The organism is Shewanella psychrotolerans (assembly GCF_019457595.1).
GTDB lineage: Bacteria > Pseudomonadota > Gammaproteobacteria > Enterobacterales > Shewanellaceae > Shewanella > Shewanella psychrotolerans.
Window position 1 is genome coordinate 3,279,774 of record NZ_CP080419.1, and the last position, 20,969, is coordinate 3,300,742.

General features: G+C 42.8%; 17 protein-coding genes. 7 read left to right on the forward strand and 10 right to left on the reverse strand.

All coding sequences use genetic code 11. The annotated features are described in order from the left end of the window. Nucleotides 1–30 precede the first annotated feature (30 nt). The 6 genes from ispH to murJ all read right to left on the reverse strand — a co-directional run bounded on the left by ispH (nt 31) and on the right by murJ (nt 7,356). Nucleotides 31–960, reverse strand: coding sequence for a 4-hydroxy-3-methylbut-2-enyl diphosphate reductase (gene ispH, locus K0I62_RS14535; protein ID WP_220071404.1), 930 nt, complete (start codon nt 958–960; stop codon nt 31–33). Nucleotides 961–989: 29 nt separating this feature from the next. Continuing rightward, a complete protein-coding gene (gene fkpB, locus K0I62_RS14540; RefSeq protein WP_220068792.1) occupies nt 990–1,412 on the reverse strand; it encodes an FKBP-type peptidyl-prolyl cis-trans isomerase in 423 nt (140 codons plus the stop codon). A gap of 4 nt (nt 1,413–1,416) precedes the next feature. After that, nucleotides 1,417–1,929 (reverse strand): signal peptidase II, encoded by a 513-nt coding sequence (gene lspA / locus K0I62_RS14545; protein WP_220068793.1) that lies wholly within the window; start codon nt 1,927–1,929, stop codon nt 1,417–1,419. 11 nt (nt 1,930–1,940) lie between these two features. Beyond that, on the reverse strand, nt 1,941–4,763 hold the full coding sequence (gene ileS / locus K0I62_RS14550; RefSeq protein ID WP_220068794.1) for an isoleucine--tRNA ligase: 2,823 nt from the start codon (nt 4,761–4,763) through the stop codon (nt 1,941–1,943). 32 nt (nt 4,764–4,795) lie between these two features. Next, nucleotides 4,796–5,731 (reverse strand): bifunctional riboflavin kinase/FAD synthetase, encoded by a 936-nt coding sequence (ribF, locus tag K0I62_RS14555; protein ID WP_220068795.1) that lies wholly within the window; start codon nt 5,729–5,731, stop codon nt 4,796–4,798. Between the two features lie 65 nt (nt 5,732–5,796). Beyond that, complete coding sequence (gene murJ / locus K0I62_RS14560) at nt 5,797–7,356, reverse strand: murein biosynthesis integral membrane protein MurJ (protein WP_220068796.1); 1,560 nt, start codon at nt 7,354–7,356, stop codon at nt 5,797–5,799. A gap of 246 nt (nt 7,357–7,602) precedes the next feature. Here murJ and rpsT point away from each other — a divergent pair, with 246 nt between their 5' ends. Further along, nucleotides 7,603–7,869 (forward strand): 30S ribosomal protein S20, encoded by a 267-nt coding sequence (gene rpsT / locus K0I62_RS14565; RefSeq protein ID WP_028762782.1) that lies wholly within the window; start codon nt 7,603–7,605, stop codon nt 7,867–7,869. Between the two features lie 775 nt (nt 7,870–8,644). Here the strand turns inward: rpsT and K0I62_RS14570 are convergent. After that, nucleotides 8,645–8,941 carry an ArsR/SmtB family transcription factor gene (locus K0I62_RS14570; RefSeq protein WP_011864899.1) on the reverse strand — a complete coding sequence of 99 codons (297 nt, stop codon included), beginning with the start codon at nt 8,939–8,941 and terminating at the stop codon, nt 8,645–8,647. Nucleotides 8,942–9,076: 135 nt separating this feature from the next. Between K0I62_RS14570 and K0I62_RS14575 the strand changes: the two genes are divergently transcribed. Next, the gene (locus tag K0I62_RS14575) at nt 9,077–10,483 is read left to right on the forward strand and encodes a M28 family peptidase (protein ID WP_220068797.1); all 1,407 of its coding nucleotides are present in this window, start codon (nt 9,077–9,079) and stop codon (nt 10,481–10,483) included. A 68-nt stretch (nt 10,484–10,551) separates the two neighbouring features. Here K0I62_RS14575 and yaaA read toward each other — a convergent pair whose 3' ends face one another. Together yaaA and K0I62_RS14585 are read right to left on the reverse strand one after the other, a co-directional pair. Next, nucleotides 10,552–11,325 carry a peroxide stress protein YaaA gene (yaaA, locus tag K0I62_RS14580; RefSeq protein ID WP_220068798.1) on the reverse strand — a complete coding sequence of 258 codons (774 nt, stop codon included), beginning with the start codon at nt 11,323–11,325 and terminating at the stop codon, nt 10,552–10,554. A 133-nt stretch (nt 11,326–11,458) separates the two neighbouring features. Continuing rightward, the gene (locus K0I62_RS14585) at nt 11,459–12,937 is read right to left on the reverse strand and encodes an alanine/glycine:cation symporter family protein (protein WP_220071405.1); all 1,479 of its coding nucleotides are present in this window, start codon (nt 12,935–12,937) and stop codon (nt 11,459–11,461) included. A 426-nt stretch (nt 12,938–13,363) separates the two neighbouring features. On the opposite strand from K0I62_RS14585, the gene K0I62_RS14590 reads away from it, so the two are divergent. From K0I62_RS14590 to K0I62_RS14610, 5 genes are all read left to right on the forward strand, one after another. Then, nucleotides 13,364–15,727 carry a phosphoketolase family protein gene (locus tag K0I62_RS14590; protein ID WP_220068799.1) on the forward strand — a complete coding sequence of 788 codons (2,364 nt, stop codon included), beginning with the start codon at nt 13,364–13,366 and terminating at the stop codon, nt 15,725–15,727. 222 nt (nt 15,728–15,949) lie between these two features. Beyond that, nucleotides 15,950–17,053: an OmpA family protein gene (locus tag K0I62_RS14595; RefSeq protein ID WP_220068800.1), complete on the forward strand. Its 1,104-nt coding sequence runs from the start codon at nt 15,950–15,952 to the stop codon at nt 17,051–17,053. A gap of 254 nt (nt 17,054–17,307) precedes the next feature. Continuing rightward, complete coding sequence (tal, locus tag K0I62_RS14600) at nt 17,308–18,264, forward strand: transaldolase (protein ID WP_220068801.1); 957 nt, start codon at nt 17,308–17,310, stop codon at nt 18,262–18,264. 14 nt (nt 18,265–18,278) lie between these two features. Beyond that, nucleotides 18,279–19,916 (forward strand): glucose-6-phosphate isomerase, encoded by a 1,638-nt coding sequence (gene pgi / locus K0I62_RS14605; RefSeq protein ID WP_220068802.1) that lies wholly within the window; start codon nt 18,279–18,281, stop codon nt 19,914–19,916. 238 nt (nt 19,917–20,154) lie between these two features. Next, a complete protein-coding gene (locus tag K0I62_RS14610) occupies nt 20,155–20,346 on the forward strand; it encodes a DUF3545 family protein (RefSeq protein WP_220068803.1) in 192 nt (63 codons plus the stop codon). 33 nt (nt 20,347–20,379) lie between these two features. Here K0I62_RS14610 and K0I62_RS14615 read toward each other — a convergent pair whose 3' ends face one another. Continuing rightward, complete coding sequence (locus K0I62_RS14615; protein ID WP_220068804.1) at nt 20,380–20,922, reverse strand: hemerythrin domain-containing protein; 543 nt, start codon at nt 20,920–20,922, stop codon at nt 20,380–20,382. Nucleotides 20,923–20,969: the final 47 nt, after the last annotated feature.

Consider the following 20,969-nt stretch of genomic DNA (forward strand, 5'->3'; position numbering starts at 1 on the left):
TCCTTTTTTTATGTCTAAACAGTATATTGTCTAACGCAGCTCTGCGGGCACAGCAAAAACGGTATCCTCTTTGCGGCCTTCAACTTCAGTGATAACACTCGGAGCAAGCTTAGCAATCGCATCGATAACCTGCTTTACAAGTACTTCGGGGGCCGATGCCCCAGCCGTAACAGCGACTTTTTCTATACCGTTAAACCATCCTGGTACAATATCATCAGCATTATCGACCAAATAAGACTGCGTCCCCTTTTTTATGGCCAGTTCTTTAAGTCGATTCGAATTCGAACTATTTTTTGAACCTACAACAATAAACAGATCCACATCATAGGCAACATTACGTACCGCGTCCTGACGGTTTTGAGTGGCGTAACAGATATCATCCTTACGCGGCCCTTGTATCGATGGGAAACGCTTTTGTAGTGCAGCAATAACGTCAGCAGTATCATCCATAGATAACGTAGTCTGAGTTACAAAACAGAGGTTATCGGGATCTTTAACCACTAGAGCTTCGACATCTGCTGGAGACTCTACTAACAAAACCCCACCCTCAGGATTATCGTATTGGCCCATGGTGCCCTCGACCTCAGGGTGCCCAGCATGACCAATAAGAATACACTCAATGCCTTTACGGCTAGCTCGAGTCACCTGAAGGTGCACCTTAGTCACCAACGGACAGGTTGCATCAAACACTCTTAATCCACGTTGCTTAGCTTCAGCTCGGACCGCTTGGGATACGCCGTGAGCACTGAAGATCACAATGCTATCGTCGGGTACTTGATCTAGCTCATCAACAAACACCGCGCCCCTATCTTTTAAATTCTGCACCACATAGCGGTTGTGGACGACTTCATGACGCACATAAATAGGTGGCGAAAATAACTCAAGCGCTCGCTCGACAATACTAATTGCACGATCGACCCCTGCACAAAAACCACGGGGATTAGCTAACTTGATTTGCAAGCTTTGGGGAGGATTAATCATTGTCATAATTAAAGTACCTGAACAACTTCTAATTCGAAGGTGACGGCGCGTCCAGCCAAAGGATGATTAAGATCGACAGTGACTGAATCGCCAATAACATCACGCACAATACCAGGGATCTCACTGCCACCTGGACCTGCGAAACTGACGATAACACCAGCTTCTAAACTCATATCTGCAGGAAACTTACTTCTATCCATATGGTGAATCGCATCAGGATTTGATTCACCAAATGCATCAGCCGCTTGCAGGGTGAAGCTATGTTTGTCGCCTTGATTAAGGTTAATGAGCTCCGCCTCAAACGCTGGGCTTAAGGTTTTATCACCAATATTTAATTTAGCCGGCTTACCAGATGCTTTAGTGCTATCGGCCGTTGAACCATCTTCAAGCACGATATTCATGTGGCATAACAATGAACGAGATACGGACACTTAACTACCCCTTTGCGGCACCTTCGCCGTTTGGTTTACTTTCACTGATAAATGAGTCGATGATAATCAGCCCTGCACCGATACAGATCGCCGAGTCGGCAATATTAAACGCCGGAAAATGGTTCGTATTCCAATAGAAATCGAGAAAATCAACAACAAAACCATGCTGTAATCTATCGATTAGATTCCCAAGCGCCCCACCAATCACCAGTGTATAGGCTAAATTTAATCGCCACATACCGCTCGATTGCTTTCTAAGCCAAACCGTTAACAGTGTACTAAAACCAACCGCCACTAAGGTAAATAGCCAGCGTTGCCAGCCACCCGCATCACTTAGAAAACTAAATGCCGCACCATAGTTACGTACATAGGTAAAGTTAAAAACCGGCAATAATTTAATTGACTCATAAAGGTCAAAATTGGCTAAAACCCATTGCTTAGATAGCTGGTCGGCGATAAACACCAACACAACTACCCAATACCAACGCAAGCCACTCTCTTTCCAGCTAGATGGCATCAACTGTTCCCTTATGCGAATTGACGAACTTCGCCGTCACCTTCGATGTTAGTCACACAACGCGTACATAATGTTGGGTGCTCAACAACCTGACCAACATCTTCACGGTGATGCCAGCAGCGATCACACTTCTCAGCCGTAGACTTTTTAAGCCCTAGTTTAAGCGTCGCAAGCTCAGTACTGATAGCATCAGCTGGAGCATCAGCCAAGTCAACTAACGTTGTCTTAGAGGTGAGTAATACGAAACGCAGCTCATCACCGAGTACCGCTAAAGACGACTTAAGCGCTTCATCAGCATACAAGGTGATTTCAGCTTCTAACGAACCACCAACTTGTTTCTCACGACGGGCATTTTCAATCACTTTATTGACTTCGGCGCGCACGCTGAGTAGTTGTTCCCAATACTCGTCACTTAAATCTGACTCTAGTGTTACAGAAGCTAAACCGTCATACCAAGTTTCAGTAAACACAAATTGACTACGTTCACCAGGTAGTAAGTTCCAGATCTCATCGGCGGTGAAGCTCAAAATTGGCGCAATCCAGCGAACCATAGCTTCAGCAATCAGATACAGGGCTGATTGACAACTACGACGCGCGTTGCTGTCATCTTTGGCCGTATACTGTCTGTCTTTAATGATATCAAGGTAGAAACTACCTAATTCAACTGAACAGAACTGCATCAATTTTTGCGTAACGACATGGAAGTTATATTGCTCATAAGCTTCAAGCAGCTCTTGTTGCAATGCGGCGGCGCGGCGCACAACCCAACGATCTAGTGCAACCATATCTTCAATTGCAACCATATCGGTTTCAGGGTTAAAACCATTGAGGTTAGCTAATAAGAATCGTGCAGTATTACGAATACGACGATAAGCATCAGCACTGCGCTTTAAGATCTCATCAGAAACCGTCATCTCACCACTATAATCGGTAGCGGCAACCCAAAGACGTAGAATGTCAGCGCCCAACTTATTGGTTACGTGCTGCGGCGCAATCACGTTACCGACCGATTTTGACATCTTGCGGCCTTGACCATCAACGGTAAAACCGTGAGTCAACACTTGCTTATAAGGTGCTTTACCGCTCATCGCCGTTGAGATCATCAAAGATGACATAAACCAACCACGGTGTTGATCGCTACCTTCTAGATACAGGTCGATTGAGTGTCCGTTAAATTCTGGACGCGACGCAACCACAGATGAAAAAGTCGAACCAGAGTCGTACCATACGTCTAACGTATCGGTGACTTTACGATACTGCTCGGCTTCATCACCAAGTAGTTCCGATGCATCAAGATCCCACCATGCTTGGATCCCTTCTTGCTCTATACGGTTAGCAACGCGCTCCATGAGCGCAACACTGTCAGGGTGCAGCTCTTCGGTCTCACGGTGCACAAATAGAGTAATAGGAACGCCCCATGTACGCTGACGAGAAATACACCAGTCTGGGCGATTCTCTACCATTTTCTCGATTCGGCTTTGTCCCCAATCAGGGATCCACTGCGTCTTTTCGATTTCGCTTAACGCTTGGGCTCTAAGACCTTTTTGATCCATCGAAATAAACCACTGCGGCGTTGCACGGAAGATAATTGGGGTTTTATGGCGCCAGCAATGTGGGTAACTATGATTGATCACCACATGGTTAAGCAGAGTGCCTTTCTCTTCGAGTAGCTCGATAACACTTTTGTTTGCTTTGAAGACATGTTGCCCTGCAAAAATCTCTGTATCCGCTTTATAAACACCGTTGTCGCCAACAGGGTTAGCGACTTCTAAGCCATATTTTTGACCGACAACGAAATCGTCTTGACCATGACCAGGAGCGGTATGAACCACACCGGTACCAGAATCGACAGTAACGTGATCGCCCAAAATAACTGGCACATCAAACGCATAAAACGGGTGATTAAAGCGTAACAACTCTAATGCAGAGCCTTGAGCTTTACCCAAAACGGTATGTGACTCAGCACCATAACGCTCAAGACAAGATTCAACCAATTCATCGGCAAGGACTAACGCTTGAGCTTGACCATCTTTGATCATCTCAACTAAGGTATATTCTATGTTACCGGCAACAGACAGCGCTCGGTTAGCAGGCAATGTCCATGGCGTCGTGGTCCAGATAACCATTGAGATTTGATGAGCGTAATCACTCACACCAAACTTAGCTAACAACGCTGGCTTATCAACAACACTGAAAGCGACATCAATAGCGGGTGAGTTTTTATCTTCATACTCAACTTCAGCTTCAGCAAGAGCAGAACCGCAATCGGTACACCAATGCACAGGCTTAACACCTTTATGCAAATGGCCACTCTCAATTACTTTTGATAGCGAACGAACGATATTGGCTTCAGTACTGAAATCCATGGTCAAATAAGGATTTTGCCAATCAGCAAAAACGCCTAAACGAATAAAGTCTTCTCGTTGACCATCGACTTGCTTAGCCGCATATTCTCGACATTGCTGACGAAATTCAGCCGCACTCACCTTTTGACCTGGTTTACCAACCTTTTGCTCAACTTTCAGCTCAATAGGCAAACCATGGCAATCCCAACCAGGAATATAGGGGGCGTCGAAACCAGACATGGTTTTAGACTTAATAATGATGTCTTTAAGAATTTTATTAACTGAGTGTCCAATATGGATGTCGCCATTCGCATATGGAGGGCCATCATGCAATATGAAGGGCTTAGCGCCAATACGACTTTCACGAATCTTTTGGTATAGACCATTTTCAGTCCAAGACTTCAACATCTCTGGCTCACGATTAGCCAAGTTACCACGCATCGGAAATTCTGTTTCCGGCAAATTCAAAGTAGATTTATAGTCGCTCATTGATCCCATACCGTTAATTTAGCTAAAAGAGCTCAGCCTGCATCAAAGCCAAGCAGAGCCAGTGCTCTGTCAGCATCATTTTTAATTTGTTGCTTCAGCGCATCTAAAGATTTAAATGGCTGTTCATCTCTAATTTTTGCCACCAGTTCAACTTCAACAGTTTTGCCATAAAGGTCGCCGTCAAAATCAAACAAGTGCACTTCTAATTGACAATTTTGCCCATTGACCGTAGGTCTAAAACCAACGTTAGCCACACCGTCATAAATATCGCTACCATCCCAATACAGTCTTACCGCAAAGACTCCTCTAACAGGAGACACTTTACGCTTTAATGCAATATTGGCTGTTGGAAAACCGATTGTCCGTCCAATCTTCTCACCATGAGCCACCTTACCGCACAAGGTAAATGGATGACCCAAGAGTCGACGAGCTTGTTCTAAATTACCTTTAGCTAGTTGCGCGCGAATTTCCGTCGAACTGACTCTTTTATCCGCCAAAAGAAAACTCTGAGTGCTCACAACCGCAAAACCAAACTTCTCACCCGCCTGTTTAAGCACCTGAAAATTGCCGCTACGCTGCTTACCAAAACAGAAATCGTCACCAACAACGAGATACTTAACCCCTAATTGTTTGACCAGTAACTGCTCAATAAAGTCTTCAGCAGGCATACCCGCAAACTTGCGATTGAAATTAACACACAGTAAACGCGCTATGCCTAACTCTTCTAGCAATACAATTTTGTCACGTAATAGGCTAAGTCGCGCTGGTGCGTTATCCCCCATAAATAGCTCTTGAGGCTGAGGCTCAAAAGTCATCAGTGTGGCTGGAACGTCATGCTGATGTGCCTTTTTTACCAGCGCAGCAATCACTTCGGCATGACCCCGATGTACTCCATCGAAGTTACCAATAGTTAACACACAGCCTCTGTGCCTGGGTAAAATATTATGTATACCGCGGATCAGTTCCATTACATTCAATAACTAGCAAGCATAAGTTCGCGGATTATATACCAGCTAAGCGCGATAATCAGCACTCAAAAGCCAGCTTTCATCCTCCAAGGACGAATTCCTAACAATAACATACCCAATAAGTAGACGGCAGCACCACCTCCAATCAGCTGAAGTAACTGCATTATCCGCTGCGAGAATGAAAAAACGAGCCATTCATCTATCGTCGGAAGAAATTGATATAAAAAGATAATCATCAATATCGACGCCAATACAGTTTTCAAGAAAAATAATAACGTCTGTTTACTAACCTGATAGACACCTGCGTTATGCAACCCTCGATAAAGTAACGATGCATTAAGCAGCGCCGACATAGAGGTCGCAATAGCCAAACCAACATACCCAAATGGAAAAACCAAAATAAGGTTAAATACCATGTTGCTCACCATAGCGATAATGCCATATTGCACAGGCGTCTTAGTGTCTTGCCTTGAATAGTACCCAGGAGCTAACACCTTAATTAACATAAAGCTTAATAACCCACTGCCGTAAGCCATTAAACTGTATGAAGCCATATCAACGTCATCAAGCGTAAAAGCCCCTCTCATAAACAGCACCATTAACATCGGCTTTGCCAATACGATAAGGCCACACATTGCGGGTAAGCCCATTAACAAAATAGCCTTAACGCCCCAATCCATGGTTTTAGCAAAACCAGGGCTTTCGGCATTAACATGATTTCTTGATAATGCCGGTAAAATCACAGTGGCAATCGCGATGCCAAAGAGTCCTAAGGGGAATTCTAATAATCGATCCGAATAATAAAGCCAACTTATCGATCCAGTAACGAGAAAACTGGCAATAAAGGTATCGAGCAACAAGTTAATCTGGGATACCGACACACCGAATAAAGCTGGGATCATTAAGGTTCTGATCTTAACGACTCCAGGATGGTGCCATCCCCATGATGGCTTAACCAACGCATTCTCTCGGAGCAGAAAGGGGATCTGAAATAAAAATTGAATAACACCGCCGGCAAACACCCCCCAAGCGAGACCAATTTCAGGCTGCTCCAATGTAGGCGCGAGATAGATTGCTGCAGCAATAATGGCGACATTTAAGAAAACAGGCGTAAAGCCAGATACCGCAAAACGTCCTCTGGTATTAAGAATCGACCCAGCCAAAGCGGTAAAGGTGATAAACCACAGATAAGGAAAAGTGATCTTTAGCATTAATGATGCTAACTCAAACTTTTCACCGTTAGGCTCATCATTTAACCACGCTAAGAACCAACCTCCACCAAACAACGCAGTCAACACAGGAGATCCAATAACGCCGATCAAGGTCACAATAGTAACCACCCCACCTAAGGTACCCGCGACTTTAGAAAGGAGTTCACGCACCTCCTCATCGCTGTTCTTCTCTTGATATTCAGTAAGAACTGGAACGAATGCTTGAGCAAATGCACCTTCAGCAAAGAGTCGCCTTAAAAAGTTGGGGATTTTATTTGCGAAGAAAAAAACATCAGCGCTACTACCAGCCCCCATCAAATTAGCAATAACCACATCACGAACGAGGCCTAATACACGTGAAATCAGTGTCATAGCACTGACTATCATTCCTGACTTAAAAAGTTTTCTGCTCAAAATAACCCCTAAACCGAGCACAGACAGCGACAAAATCATATAAAAAGTCGACTTAACTCTGTCGCCATGCAGCTTTTGCTGCTAGAATTGCGCACCATATTACACGAGTTAGGTTGAAGAACGCCAAGTCTGCTCTGATTAATTTATCTTTAAGATAAAGATCCGATCATTGTCATTGACAAAGTGACAAAAAAAAGGCATATTCCTCGACCTTTAAAAATATCTAACCCTTTTAGGAGTTGCACCTTGGCTAATAGCAAGTCTGCAAAGAAGCGCGCGCTTCAATCTGAAAAACGTCGTCAGCATAATGCTAGCCGTCGTTCAATGTTACGTTCATACGTTAAAAAAGTAATCGCTGCTATACACGCTGGCGATCACAAAGCGGCGACTGAAGCATTTAATGTTGCACAACCAATTGTTGACCGTATGGCGACTAAAGGCCTTATTCACAAGAATAAAGCTGCTCGTCAAAAGTCTCGCTTGAATACCAGAATCAAAGCACTAGCTGCTTAATTCTGTTAGCGACATAAAAAAGCCGGCTTAAGCCGGTTTTTTTATGTCTAAAATTTGTGCAGACGATTCGATAGGTGGCACTGGATCAGCCGTCAATTGAGAAACAATCCTGTGTCATCAATTAAAAGCACTGCTTGTTACTGCAAAACATCAATTCAACGACCCATGATCTATTTTGTACTAAACTCTATCCGCATTTCAGAACAACAATCATCATAGTAGTTAACATGATAACGCATCAAGCGGCGGCCAAGGACAAGCTAAGACGAATTGATGATGGAATAGTCATTTCCATGTGAGGCCGTTCAACGCAGAAGCAGGAAGGTAAAAAACACGCCTAACAGACTAATTTTAGCGCTTTGATGCTGTGTTAACAAGTTTGCCCCTAGTTCAACTATGCTCTTCACTCCTTGCAAACAACAAGGCCTGTATGCTCCCGACATGCTTAAGACATTTCCTCCATCCTTGGAGATCAGACGTTGTGAATGTCTTTAATGCACGACTGTATGGATATAGAAGATAGGGTAACGCATGGAGCAGTTACCGAGGAGCAATTAAAGATCTTGCCTCTTCAGCGCTAACCTTTAGTGCTAAATCGTCACTGAGCGATCACATCTTTATACTAACTGGTGTTAGGCTCTCTTCTTATATCTAAATTCTTGTATTACGGCCATATCAACCGACAGTCAGTAAAGTTAGACTTAAAAATTTTCCCAAAAAAAACTGGTAAAGCTTACGCAATACCAGTTTTAAAATTAAGCAATACGCTTAAAGACTAATGACAATAGATAGTATTTAAAAGTTTAATAATTTCAGATACTTCTTTACTCTTTAAAGAATAAAATACTGTTTGAGCCTCTTTTCGCGTTTCAACTAAATTATCTTTACGCAGCCAAGCTAAGTGTTGCGACAGAGCAGACTGACTTAAGCCTAACTTCTTATTCATCTCACCAACACACATCTCACCTTCACTCAGAAGGTAACATAAGATAAATAAACGACGTTCATTCGCGAGCGCCTTTAGCAATACAACAGCATTATCTGCTCGTTGCTGCATCAATTCTATATTCATTACGAGCATTTTCTCCTAAATCAAACCCCGCGACTAATATAGCGTTGACTTAAAGATATAGTCGGGACATAAAGCACACTTTTTGTTAGATTGTTTTCAAAAATGGGATATACGTAATAAAAATAAAGGAAACTCATGAAAAGCTCCGCTCTTATCCTGCTCAGTAGTCTGCTTTTTACAGGACTGATAGGTTGCCAACAAACACCAACAACAGACACAAATCAAAGTGTTAGTATGCTGCTACAACAACAAGCATTAAACTCGACATTAAGTTACGATATTGTCGAGTCACTTACAGTCGAAGTCGGTCCAAGACTTGCTGGCGGCCCTCAAGACTTAGTTGCTGTAAAATGGGCTGAAGATAAACTTAACTCACTAGGCTTTGACAAAGTATACAAAGAACCGGTGCAGGTTCCTGTATGGCATCGAGGAGCTGCTAAAGCTTCGATCACAAGCCCTTACCCTCAGCCTATCGTTATTACCGCGTTAGGCGGCAGTATCGCAACGCCAAAAGAAGGCTTAACTGCGCCTTTAATACGTTTTTCTTCGTTGGAAGAGTTAGAAGCAGCCTCAACCGATGACGTTAGAGGCAAAATCGTCTTCATTGATCACATAACACCTCGCTTTAAAACGGGTAAAGGCTATGGCCTAACCGTAGGTGGCCGATCCAAGGGCGCTGTTGCTGCCGCAAAGAAAGAGGCCGTCGCTATCGTTATTCGTTCTATTGGAACCGATCATGACCGTATGGCACATACTGGTATGATGCGTTATCAAGAAGGTGTTACTAAGATCCCAGCCGCTGCGATGTCGAATCCCGACGCCGATTTGATAGATTTAATGCTAAAGCGTGATCCTAATGTTGTAATGAAATTACAACTTGAAGCTGAAAACTTAGGTTATGCGACCTCTTACAATGTGATCGGTGAAGTCACTGGTAGCAGTAAGCCTGATGAAATTGTGCTGATAAGTGCGCATTTAGATTCATGGGACGAGGGCACTGGCGCGATTGATGATGGTGCTGGCGTCGCCATCGTTACCACCGCAGGACATCTAATATCTCAATTACCGACAAAACCTGCACGCACTATTAGAGTCGTCCTCTACGCAGCTGAAGAAATTGGACTCGTTGGTGGGAAAAGCTACGCTAAGGCACATCAAGGTGAGCTAGATAAACACTATATCGCCGCGGAATCAGATTTCGGCGCAGGTAAAATATACCAAATTGATTTTAATGTAGCTCAAGACGCCTTTAAAGCGCTGCAACAACATACTGAATCAATGCAAGCCAATGGTGTCGCATCGGGTAATAATACAGCCTCAGGGGGGCCAGATGTGTCAATGCTGCCTTCTTATGGCGTTCCAGTAGCATCTTTACGACAAGATGGTACTGACTATTTCGATTATCACCATACGCCTAACGACACATTAGATAAAATTGATCCTGCCGCTTTAGCACAAAATGCCGCGGCATATGCACAATTTGCTTTTCTGATGGCACAATCTGAAATCGAATTAAGACCTTTAACTAAACAGAACCTTTAACTAAACAGAAGTCGTTGCCTAATAAAAAACAAGCAACCTAATGGTTGCTTGTTTTTTACTGGCTGTGCTTACTGCTCTTCGCGCAGAAACACGGGCTCGTGCAATGATGACTCAGCCTCACTATAATAGTAGCCAGCAACATCAAACTTAATCAACGCATCATAATCATTAACTTCATTCTCAACGATATAGCGAACCATCATCCCTCTGGCTTTCTTAGCGAAGAAACTAATAACCTTATATTGACCATTTTTCTTATCTTTAAAAATAGGGGTGATCAATTGTCCATTTAACTTTTTAGGTTTTACCGACTTAAAATACTCATTAGATGCAAGATTAACGATAATATCATCCCCCTGCTCTGCTAACGCCGTATTGACTTGTTCGGTAATAATATCTCCCCAAAATTGATAAAGGTTACTACCGCGCGCATTGGCTAGGCGAGTCCCCATCTCAAGACGATAGGGTTGCATCAAATCAAGTGGGCGCAATAAACCGTATAAACCAGATAAGATCCTCAGCTGTTTTTGCACCCGACTTAAACTCGCCTCAGATAAACTATCTACATCTAATCCAGTATAGACATCCCCCCTAAATGCAAACACCGCTTGTTTCGCATTATCCAACGTAAAATCAGCACTCCACGAGCTAAAACGAGCAGCATTAAGGCCTGCTATTTTGTCGCTGACTTTCATTAATGATGCTATATCTGCCGGAGTCAACTTTCTGCACTCTTGGATCAGCTCTTTACTGTGTGCCAACAAATCGGGCAGTGTGTATTCTGTCGTTTTTGCGGGGGTTTCATAGTCCAACGTTTTCGCTGGAGACACTAAAATAAGCATCCAAGTTCCTTCATTTATAGCGACTTAATTAGCACCTATCATACTGTTCAAGACATAAAAAAACCACGCCTAAACAGCATGGTTTTTTAGATTACATCAATTCAATTTCTACATTAAAAACTAATCAACAATATTAAACTTCAGGTAAAGCTTCGGTTTTATTTTGCTCATGAGTTAAGGCACTCGCACTTGGCTTTCCTCGCCAAATACCATCATCCAAACCGTTTATTTCAGGAAACTCTGCAGCATGAAATGTCGGTGTAACTCCGGCTTTAATCTGTTTCTCGTAGTCTTTGATAACCGCAAATGCAACTTTAGATAGCATGACGATAGCAGCGATATTAACTAACGCCATCAATCCCATAGAAACGTCAGCAAAGTTCCAAACTAATTGTAAAGAAGCAACAGATCCAGCCATCACCATAGCAAGCACTAGGCCTCTAAAAACATACAAGACCTTTTTACTCTTAGTTAAAAACATCACATTGCTTTCGGCATAGCTGTAGTTGGCAATGATCGAAGAAAAACAAAATAGAATAATCGCGAATGCAACAAAGTAAGCGGCCCATCCACCTAATTCATTGGTCAATGCTAACTGCAATAAGCCTATCCCCTTTTGCTCACCAGGGTTATCGAGTACACCAGACAATAAGATAATTGCCGCAGATGCAGAGCAAATAACAATAGTGTCAACAAACACGCCTATCATCTGCACAAAGCCTTGAGATGCTGGATGGTTCGGATTTGGAGACGCCGAGGCTGCAATATTCGCTGCACTGCCCATCCCAGCTTCGTTAGAAAATAGCCCACGAGCAATACCCGCCATCATGGCTCCCATTGCACCACCAGCAGCTTCTTCCCAGCCAAATGCGCTGCTTACTATATATTCAATAGCAGCAGGAACTTGCTCTATATTCATCACTAATACGACCATTGCTATCGCTAAATAAGCGACCGCCATAACGGGGACGATTAGCTCAGATGCTTTAGCCACTTTCTTCAAGCCACCAGTGATAATATAAGCTGCCGCGAAAACGATAATAGCGCCGACAATCGCCTTATCAAAACCGAAAGCGTTGTTTAAAGCATCAGTCATTGTGTTGGCTTGCGCAGCATTAAAAGCAAAACCGAATGCGATGATGAGTAACAGCGAGAACAGCGTCCCCATCCAGCGTTTACCAAGGCCTCGTTCCATGTAGTAGGCCGGACCGCCACGGTATTGACCGTCACTATCCTTCACTTTATAAACTTGCGCTAGTGTGGATTCAATAAACGCTGTCGCCATCCCTAGAAGCGCAATCAACCACATCCAAAAAATCGCGCCAGCGCCCCCAACGGTAATCGCTACGGCAACCCCAGCCATATTGCCGGTCCCAACCCTAGCAGCCATAGAGGTACAAAACACTTGGAAAGATGAGATCCCATTGGTTTTCTCTCGTCCTTTGATGACTAACTTCGCACCATGTCCAAACATTCTCAACTGGATAAACCCTAAACGCAGGGTAAATAAGACGCCAGCAGCGACCAACACATATATCAACACACTACCCCACAGTATGCCGTTTATTGCGTTAACAGTCGCTTCGACTGAATTTAATATAGATTCAAGCATAGTACCTTCTAACCCCGTAAACGATGACAGCAAAACCAATAGCTCAGATAGCATCGTTGTTTTAATTTCCTTCCCGAATTGATCGAAGAATATCGGTAGAAATTTCTTTTAGAATTATCCTTTCATGATGCCAAAACATCATGTCTACCAGATTCGACGCGACAAAATAGCATACCACCAAAAATACACCGCGTGACACAGATCACAATTACCCATTTACATGACATTGGCATCACGTGACAAAACACGAGCAAACCACTGTATTAACAAGAATAACAGTGTTTTTACATGCAATTTTAACAATCAGCTAAATTTCATGACTTTTAAAAAATAAGATATTGGACACGTTTTTGTAATAAAATTACAAATATAGTTACTCACAGAAGATTTGATTAACTTTATGCTTACCATTAAATGGGGTTCTTTATGTCACAACAAGAGATCAGTGCACTTAAGAAATTTGTTAGAGCGACCAACTTCCTCGCTACTTCGCAAATTTACTTAAAACAAAACGTACTACACAAACGTCCTTTAGAGCACAGCGATATCAAGCCTAGACTGTTAGGACACTGGGGCACATGCCCTGGTATTAACTTCGTTTATGCTAACGTTAACCGTCTCATCACCAAACATAACCGCCCTTTCGTATATTTGGTCGGTCCTGGTCATGGATTTCCTGCTGTACAAGCTAACCTTTTCATGGAAGGTTCGCTAAGCCATTACTACCCAGAAATCATTCCATACAATGAGACTGGTATTGAAGATATCTGTAAGAAATTTTCAGCTGCGTATGGTTACCCATCACACGCTAACCCTGAAGCACCAGGGCAAATTCTAGAAGGTGGTGAATTAGGCTACTCTCTTTCAGTTGCATGGGGTGCCGTACTCGATAACCCAGACCTGATCGCTGCTTGTCTTATTGGTGATGGTGAATCTGAAACAGGTCCATTGGCAGCATCTTGGTATGCCAACCGCCTAGTTTCTCCAAAAAATAACGGTGCAGTATTACCGATCGTTCATATCAACGGCTACAAAATCTCAGGCCCAACACGTATGGGACGTATGAGCCATGAAGAGCTAGATCTTGAGTTTAGAGGTTTAGGCTATCACCCAATTATCGTTGATGATGAGCTAGAAGAAGACGTATACGTTCAAATGACTGCCGCAATGGATAAGTCATATGAAATAATCAACGATATCCAAACTCGTGCTCGCTCAGGCGAAGATATTGTTAAGCCACGCTGGCCCGTTATCCTTATGCGTACCGCAAAAGGCTGGACAGGTACTGCCGAATTTGGCGGTAAAAAACTTGAAGGTAACTGTGAATCACACCAAGTTATCGTTAACAAGTGTGAAACAGACAAGAGTCACCTTGATGCATTAGAAGCTTGGCTAGCAAGCTATAAATTTAATGAGCTATACACCATCAATGACAAAGGTGAATTGATTTTTGATGAAGAGATCCAATCTTTACTTCCTCCAAAAGAGCTGACTTGCGGACGTCAAAAGTTAAGTTATGGTGGTGAAGTTGTTCGTGCATTAGCACTGCCAGATCTAGAAAAGCTCGCCTACGGTCCTGAAACACCTCGCGGTCAACGTGGTCTATCCATGTATAAAATGGGTGAATGGATGCGTGATGCGATGAAACTCAACCGAGATCAACGCAACCTACGTATTTTCTGCCCTGACGAAACTTACTCAAATCAGCTTCAAGCCGTATTTGAAGAGACAGATCGTGCTTGGCAGTGGCCAATCGAGAGCTGGGACGAAGATATGTCTCGCGACGGTCGCGTCATTGAACTGCTTTCTGAAAACTTACTGTTTGGTATGCTTCACGGCTACACAGTAACAGGTCGTCATGCGATGTTCCCAACTTATGAGGCGTTCTCACAAGTGGTATCATCTATGGCTGACCAGTACTGTAAATATGTATACGCTAGCCAAGGTGTGCATTTCCGTAAACCTGTTCCAGCATGTAACGTGGTATTGTCTTCGCTACTTGAGCGCCAAGACCATAACGGTTACTCACATCAAAACCCATCATTCTTGGGTGCGATGTTAGAGAAGCATCCTAAGATCATCTCTGCTTATCTACCAGCTGATGGTAACAGCACGTTAGTGTATACCGAGCGCGCATATCAAGATCGTGACAAGCTAAACATCTTAGTGGCAGGTAAAAAAGAGTTACCACAATGGCTAACGCTTGCTGAAGCTCGCCAACAAGCTAAAGATGGTGTCATGGTTTGGGATTTTGCCTCAGATGAAAACCCAGATGTTGTCCTTGTTGGTTGTGGTGACTATGTCACACAAGAAGCAATGGCGTCACTAGTGCTTATTAGAGAACTACTACCAAAAGTACGTATCCGCTTCGTCAGCGTCACTGAGTTGACTAGCAGTGGTCTAGGTAGCCTAGAGTTCCAAAGCAAGCCATGGTTGATGGATGAAGTGTTCACTGCCGATAAAGGTGTGGTGTTTAACTATCACGGTTATCCAAATACAATTAAGAAATTGGTATTTGATTACAAAGGCAGCCACAGATTCCGCATCAAAGGCTACGAAGAGGAAGGTTCTACTACGACTCCATTTGATATGGGTGTACGTAACGGTACTTCTCGCTACCACCTTGTTATCGACATGGCATACAAGCTATTCCAACAAGGCGTTATCGACGAAACTCAGCACGTAGGTATCACAACAGACATGCTGCAACGTCTTGTAGACCATAGAAACTACATTAAGGCGAACGGTGTAGACCCAAGCAATATCGAAAACTGGGTTTGGACTCGTTAATCATTTGGTAAAATGATTTAGCATTAAAAGGGGCTTTCGAAAGAAAGCCCCTTTTTTATTTAAATACCATATTTCCTTGATGTATGGAAAAAACATCATTTTCAGTGGATAATACTAACGCTGGCGATAATACAAAGGATCCCTCCGCAAAGTGCTGGCGTGTTTTTAAAGAATTAAAAATAGCATTGAGGGAAAGAGATTAAAAATCAAAGGAATTGGAAAATGATGAACAACACATTCAAAGCTATTCTGCTTACGTCAATGCTTCCATTTGCAGCTAATGCGGCTCAAGAACTCAGTCCTTGGTATGTCGGTGGTGGTTTAGGCATAAATAATTATGAACCGAACTGCGATCAAAAAACCATGAAGGTTTGTGGCGAAGATGATCCTTATGCATGGGACGTTTTCGGTGGTTATCTATTTAACGACTATTTCGGAGTTGAGCTCGGTTATCGTGATCTTGGCCGCGCACAGTGGATTGACTACTCTGACAAGCTTAATGACGTCGGCGCACACGGCATGACGTTAGGTCTAGTCGGTTTTTGGCCATTTGCTGACAAGTGGAGTCTATCTGCAGAAGCTGGTGCAATGAACTATCTGCTATCGAATAACAAGCAGTGGGGCAGCGAATACTACAGTGATCGCGGTGTAGCACCATATGTTGGTGCTGGTATCGGTTATAACTTCACAGAAAACCTAAAGCTACAAGCTAAGTATCGCCGTTATGAGAACTTAGATGAAGACAAGTGGAACACTCTTGAAATGGAGAGTAACTACTGGGGTCTTGAACTTAGCTACCGCTTTGGTCGTACAGCGCCTGCCGCTGTTGTAGCTCCAGTCGCTGTCGCACCAAAAGATTCGGACAATGACGGAGTCACAGACGATAAAGACCAGTGTGCGGACACCCCAAGCAACCATCAAGTAGACTCTAGTGGCTGTACGATTTATAAAGAAGTGACAGAAAAACGAGATGTTGGCTCTATCCTATTTGCTAATAACTCATCTGTTGTTAAGAAGGAATCATACGAACGTATTGAAAAATTAGCTAACTACATGAACCAACACCCGCGTTCAACAGTAGCTATTTCAGGTCACGCCTCTAACGTAGGTAACCCTGAGTACAATATGGACCTATCCGAGCGCCGCGCTGCAGCAGTAGCCGAGATTTTGGTCAATACATATGGCATCAGCAAAGATCGAGTAACGTCTAAAGGTTATGGCGTCACACAACCTGTCATTGAAGGAAACTCAGCGGAAGCCAATAAGGCTAACCGCCGTATAGAAGCTTATGTTACCGGTATTCACAAAGAGGCGTTGATAAAATAATATCCCTTCTTAGGCTAGTAATATCTAAATGAATTAAAAATCGCTGCTGTTGCAGCGATTTTTTTCCTGTAGCAAGTTAAGAGGTATACTCTTAACCAAACTAGCAATACGCAAAAGGAGTTGGTTTCACTGATAATTTGCAACTTTTCTGTAATTTCTTTTCAATCACGGTTGGAAATATCAACGAAATCGCGTCTAATAGCTGTTAATAAACAACACAACTTAAGCTGCTTCTTAAGAAGGATGTAAATTTCATGACTAATACACTAGAGCAATTCAAATCTATCACCACCATCGTTGCAGACACTGGCGATATTGAGGCGATTAAACGATACCAACCACAAGATGCTACAACCAACCCTTCTTTAATCCTTAAAGCAGCTCAAATCCCTGAATATCAACACTTAATTGATAACGCAATTGAGTGGGCAAAAAATCAAAGTGATGATCTAACTCAGCAAATTGAAGATGCTGGAGACAAGTTAGCCGTTAACATTGGTCTTGAAATATTAAAAATCGTCCCTGGTCGTATCTCGACAGAAGTCGATGCAAGACTGTCCTTCGATAAAGAAGGTTCTATCGAAAAAGCACATAAGCTGATTAAACTTTACCAAGAAGCTGGCATAGATAAATCTCGTATTCTTATAAAACTAGCGTCTACTTGGGAGGGCATTTGTGCAGCCAAACAACTTGAACAAGAAGGCATTAACTGTAACCTCACCTTATTGTTCTGTTTTGCTCAAGCAAGAGCATGTGCAGAAGCCGGCGTTTATCTTATTTCGCCATTTGTAGGGCGTATTCTTGATTGGTACAAAAAAGATACAGGCCTTGAGTATAGCGCTAGTGAAGATCCTGGCGTGGTATCGGTAACCAACATCTACAACTATTACAAGCGTCATGATTTTAAGACGGTCGTAATGGGAGCAAGCTTCCGTAACACTGGAGAAATTATCGAACTAGCAGGTTGCGACCGCCTAACAATTGGCCCTGCATTACTTGAAGAGATGGCCAACGCTAATACACCTGTAGTACAGAAACTAAAACCAGCAACAGAAATCGTTGCGCCTGACGCACCAATGACAGAAGCAGAATTCCGCTGGGAATTTAACGAAGACCCAATGGCTGTAGAGAAACTAGCTGAAGGTATCCGTAACTTTGCCGTAGACCAAGGTAAACTTGAGCAAATGTTAAAAACACAACTTCAAGGTTAATGGTTGGAGGTATTATGACAAAGTTTACTGAAAGCGCATCTTGGTCTAAGCTCATGGCACATAGCGCCGAGCTGCCTCACATGCGGTCAATGTTTGAGTCTGACCCACAGCGATTTGAAAAAATGTCGATATCGGCATGCGGGCTATTTCTTGATTATTCAAAAAATAGAGCAAATGACGATACCCTTAAATTGCTTTTTTCATTAGCCGAAGAAAGTAATTTAACGGCCAAAATAAACGCCATGTTTAATGGCGAGATCATTAATAACACAGAAAAGCGCGCAGTATTGCATACCGCGCTACGCGCCAATGATGATCAGACGATTATCGTAGACGGGGTTAATATTGTTCCTGAAATTAAGCAAACTCAAGCTAAAATGGCTGAATTTGTCGATGCAGTGACCTCAGGGCAGTGGAAAGGTTATAGCGGTAAAACGATAACCGATATCGTAGCTATCGGTATTGGTGGCTCTTTCTTGGGCCCCAAAATCGTCACTCAAGCACTACGCCCCTATTGGAATAAGGCGCTTAATTGTCACTTTGTTGCAAATGTCGATGCCAGTTCCCTGTGTGAAAAGCTACGTCTTATTAATCCAGAAACAACATTGTTTGTTATGTCGTCCAAATCATTTGGCACTCAAGAAACACTAACCAACACCCTAAGCGCTAAAGAATGGTTCCTTAACAACGGTGGCACTCAGGATGATGTGGCAAAACACTTTGTTGCTGTGACTTCTAACGTCGCAAAAGCAACGGAGTTCGGTATGGATGCCGACAATATCTTCCCGATGTGGGATTGGGTCGGTGGACGTTATTCACTCTGGTCTGCAATAGGTCTACCTATCGCACTGTTAGTGGGCATGGACAACTTTTATGCATTGCTAGAAGGTGCGAAAGAGATGGATGACCATTTCTTAAATGCACCATTAGAAAGCAATATGCCGGTGATCATGGGATTATTCTCATTGCTATATGGCAATTTTTACAATGCCCAATCTCATGTCGTATTAACTTACGATCATTATCTTCGTGGGTTGCCAGCTTATTTCCAACAGCTCGATATGGAAAGTAACGGTAAGTCAGTCACCATAGATGGTGCTGAAGTTGACTATAGCACTGGCCCTGTTATCTGGGGTGGAGAAGGCACCAATGGTCAACACGCTTATCATCAGCTAATTCATCAAGGGACAGCCCTGATTCCTGCTGATTTTATTCTGCCATTGCAAAGCCATAATCCATTAGGCGAACACCATGTACAATTAGCCTCAAACTGTTTTGGCCAAACTCAAGCGATGATGCAAGGTCGAACCTACGATGAAGCCTTGGCAGAATTGAGTGCTAGCAAGCTAAGTGATGATGAAAAAACATTGATCGCTAAACATAAAGTAATGCAAGGCAATAAGCCGAGTAATACGATTTTAATGGACAAGCTAACGCCATCAACTTTAGGGGCCTTAATCGCCTTGTATGAGCACAGAACATTTGTTCAGGGCGCAATATGGGACATCAACTCATTCGATCAGTGGGGCGTAGAATTAGGCAAGATATTAGGCAATGACGTGCTAGAGAAACTTCAAGCCGATACAGATTCCTGTGAGCTTGACGCTTCAAGTAATGGGCTTATCAATAAATTTAGAGCGACTCATATCTAAAGTTTAGACTCTGAACGCTCCCCTCTAAAAAAAGCCAGTTTCTCACTGGCTTTTTTGTTTTTTATAGTCAATACCATCTGTCTCTAATCACTTTAACCACCAAGTGTACAGAAAAACCTTATTTCCGATTCATAAAAAGTTTACCCCACCTTAACAATAATGAAACATTTTTCTTGCACCATAAAATGGAAATGTGATATTTAATTGTTGAGAAAAAATACAACAATAGGAGGTTGCCATGAATCGTTTAGATTATGGTAGTGCGCTAGATGATACCGTCATTGAAAGACCAAACAGTCGTTCGCGAAGCTCCAATAAGAAGCGAAAATGGCGTGAGATAGAGGCTATAAAAGAGAAACATCGTTTACTTAAAGAGCTTCAGGATATAGACAGCAACTTTGAATATGATTTTGATAATCTCCTGATGTGATAACTAAAAAAATAGCGCCTTGGGCGCTATTTTTTATTCTTCTGCTTTAGCGATATATTCTCTCAGCTCTTCAAACAGGGCATTATCATCGTCACTAAATAGTGGGTCACTAATCAGCCGCTCTTGGCATTGAGTCTCTACGATTTTCCAATCTTCATCACTCATACCCGCTTTCCACTTTGGAAAAAGCTCTGCCTCTTCGTAAATCAAATGTTCTTTTTGGATCGTAACATACTCGCGTAATGCATCACTCAGTACCTCATTTTGCACAGGTACATCGCTTAAAATTAAGTTTAGCGTCGTCATCAACTGAGACGAGCACTCAATCAAAACCGTATGCTCTTTTCCGAGCTGTCGCTGAATTGCTTCCTCCGGATGTTGCTGCAGATAATAGTCATTTATTAGATCTTCCAAAGGATGATGACTATGTTCAGCATAACATTGCATATACTCAACAATATCTCTGATGAGATTGAAATTTATTGCCTCTGAGTTTTCCAACCTTTGCTGCTTGTTATGCAATAATTTTAACAGTATCGCGATATGCTTATGATCGTTATGAAGTCTTGCTAACATCGTCACCTCCATATTTCTAAATGCTTCTAGTTACTATAGTCAATAGT